3 protein-coding genes are annotated in these 2,825 nt (G+C 47.3%); 2 read left to right on the top strand and 1 reads right to left on the bottom strand.

Features of this window, described 5'->3' with window-relative positions; all coding sequences use genetic code 11:
* Positions 1–73 precede the first annotated feature (73 nt).
* Positions 74–745 carry a hypothetical protein gene (locus tag QUA07_RS00015; RefSeq protein ID WP_333321369.1) on the top strand — a complete coding sequence of 224 codons (672 nt, stop codon included), beginning with the start codon at positions 74–76 and terminating at the stop codon, positions 743–745.
* 86 nt (positions 746–831) lie between these two features.
* Here QUA07_RS00015 and QUA07_RS00010 read toward each other — a convergent pair whose 3' ends face one another.
* Positions 832–984 (bottom strand): hypothetical protein, encoded by a 153-nt coding sequence (locus QUA07_RS00010; protein WP_333321367.1) that lies wholly within the window; start codon positions 982–984, stop codon positions 832–834.
* 240 nt (positions 985–1,224) lie between these two features.
* Between QUA07_RS00010 and QUA07_RS00005 the strand changes: the two genes are divergently transcribed.
* Positions 1,225–2,634, top strand: a complete 1,410-nt coding sequence (locus tag QUA07_RS00005; protein ID WP_199292772.1) for a ferredoxin:protochlorophyllide reductase (ATP-dependent) subunit N — start codon at positions 1,225–1,227, stop codon at positions 2,632–2,634.
* Positions 2,635–2,825: the final 191 nt, after the last annotated feature.

Below are 2,825 nucleotides of genomic sequence, written 5' to 3'. Positions count from 1 at the left end.
CGATGACGAGGAAGAAGCGGTCTCCGACTTCGACATGGACGATGACGAGGAAGAAGCGGTCTCCGACTTCGACATGGGCGATGACGAGGAAGAAGCCTCGGCTTTGGACGGTCTCGGTCTCGAAGACGATGAGGAAGACGCCGTATCTGACTTTGATATGGGCGACGATGAGGAAGACGCCGTATCTGACTTTGATATGGGCGACGATGAGGAAGACGCCGTATCTGACTTTGATATGGGCGACGATGAGGAAGAAGAAGCTTTGGCTTTGGGCGGTCTCGACCTCGGCGATGACGAGGAAGATGAAGCCTCGGCTTTGGGCGGTCTCGACCTCGGCGATGACGAGGAAGATGAAGCCTTGGCTTTGGGCGGTCTCGATCTCGGCGATGACGAGGAAGATGAAGCCTCACAATTTGGGACTTTGACCTCTGGAGATCTCGAAGCGGGGATTTCCGATCCGTTTGGGGAAGAAGATGCAGAGTTTGTCGCCGAAGAAATACCCGATCCTTTTGGGACAGCGACCTCAGATGACCTAGATATGGATCTGGGCGACTTGGACGATGACGGTATTGACGATTTCTCTGTATCTGATGAGGATGACCTCGACGATCTCGGACTTGACGATCTGGGGGAAGCAACTACCGGAGATCCTGACGAAGATGATTTAGATGCTCTAGGTCTCGGCGATTTGGATTCCGACGATGAGGATGAAGAAATTTCCGGCTTTTTATCTGATTTTAAGTGAGGTTGTTGCGATCGCCCGCATCTCTTCTAGTCTTGAAGTTTCCCGCTCTATTTGTGAGTTGTGAGTTGCGAGTTGTTAATTTTTAATTAGCTCAAACTCACAACTGCCAAAAGGCTTTTTGCCTTAGCGATGTGAAGTAAACTAAATCCCTGCTGTGAGGGATTGTATGCCCTCGCGCAGAATTTTTTAGCCAGAATTTGGGATGCTGCGGCTGCTGCGGAAATATTGAGTGGTTGCATCTATTTTTCACAGGAATTAGCCCAAAAATAGGTATTTCTATTTATTGTTCGCTGTGCGTCGCGATCGCACTTTCACAGGTGTTTTCTCGCCGCTGCGCCTGTTCGCGTTCGAGAGGAAAAAAACCTATTTCTCTCGTCCGCGAGAGCAACGAGGCGATCGCAAAAAATCAGGTATTTCCTCGCTTAGCGAGCCTGTCCTGTTTCAGACTAAAAACAATTTAAAGGGAGAAGATTTGAGATATGACTGCTATTACTACTAATGAACCGGAAGCTTTAAACTTTGAATGCGAAACAGGCAATTATCACACTTTTTGTCCGATTAGCTGCGTAGCTTGGCTTTATCAAAAAATTGAAGATAGTTTTTTCTTGGTCATCGGTACCAAGACTTGCGGCTATTTCTTGCAAAATGCAATGGGCGTGATGATTTTTGCTGAGCCTCGCTATGCGATGGCTGAGTTGGAAGAGGGCGATATTTCCGCTCAATTAAACGATTATGATGAGTTGAAGCGGCTGTGCTTGCAAATTAAGCGCGATCGTAACCCCAGCGTAATTGTCTGGATCGGCACTTGCACCACCGAAATCATCAAAATGGATTTGGAAGGGTTAGCACCGAAACTCGAAGCAGAAATTGGCATTCCCATCGTCACAGCGCGCGCTAACGGCTTGGATTACGCTTTTACTCAAGGGGAAGATACCGTTTTAGCAGCGATGGCTGCTAAATGTCCTGAGAAAGCGCCCGTGATGGAATCTCAGAAACAAGAACGCAATGCTATCTCTCAACTGCTGAATTTCGGCAAGAAAAAAGAGGAAGTTGCAGCAGATGAATCGGAATATGTCAAGCACACACCGCTGGTACTTTTTGGTTCTTTGCCCGATCCGGTTGTTACTCAGCTAACTCTAGAATTGAAGAAGCAAGGAATCAAAGTTTCCGGTTGGCTTCCTTCCAAGCGCTACACTGAATTGCCAGTCTTGGAAGAAGGTTATTATGTATCGGGCATGAATCCGTTCTTGTCGCGTACTGCTTCTACGTTGATGCGCCGCCGCAAGTGTAAGCTAATTGGTGCGCCATTCCCGATCGGCCCTGACGGAACTCGCGCTTGGATTGAAAAGATTTGCTCAGTGTTGGGAATTGAACCAAAAGGTTTGGACGAAAGAGAAGCGCAAATCTGGGCAGGTTTGGAAGATTACCTGCAAATAATTCGCGGTAAATCTGTCTTCTTTATGGGCGACAATTTGCTAGAGATTTCTTTAGCACGTTTCTTGATTCGCTGCGGCATGACTTGCCCGGAAATCGGCATTCCTTACATGGACAAGCGCTATCAAGCAGCCGAATTGGCTTTGTTAGAAAAGACTTGTCACGAGATGGGAGTTCCTACTCCTCGGATTGTGGAAAAACCAGACAATTACAATCAGCTTCAGCGGATTTACGAGCAGAATATTGATTTGGTGATTACTGGTATGGCTCACGCTAATCCTTTGGAAGCGCGGGGAATTAATACTAAGTGGTCTGTTGAGTTTACTTTTGCTCAAATTCACGGCTTTGGTAATGCGCGGGATATTTTGGAGTTGGTGACTCGTCCGCTGCGCCGGAATAATTCGCTGAAGGATTTGGGTTGGGGTAATCTGGTGAAGAATGAAGCGAAGGTTTAATCATTTTTAGTAAGATAGTAGGGTGGGCTTTGCTCACCTTATTTTTTTTGGAACCGCTGATGAAGGCAGATTGACGCAGATGAACGCGGATGAAGAGTGCGATCGTACTTTTAGTTAGGGCTTGCTGAATATATCGATGGCACTTGACGTAGCCTGGGTTATGCGCTCGCGAGAGCGAGGGTAAAGTGCAA

Source organism: Microcoleus sp. T3_A4, from assembly GCF_036700465.1.
Classification (GTDB): domain Bacteria; phylum Cyanobacteriota; class Cyanobacteriia; order Cyanobacteriales; family Microcoleaceae; genus Microcoleus.
This window is presented reverse-complemented; position numbering and strand designations above follow the sequence as displayed.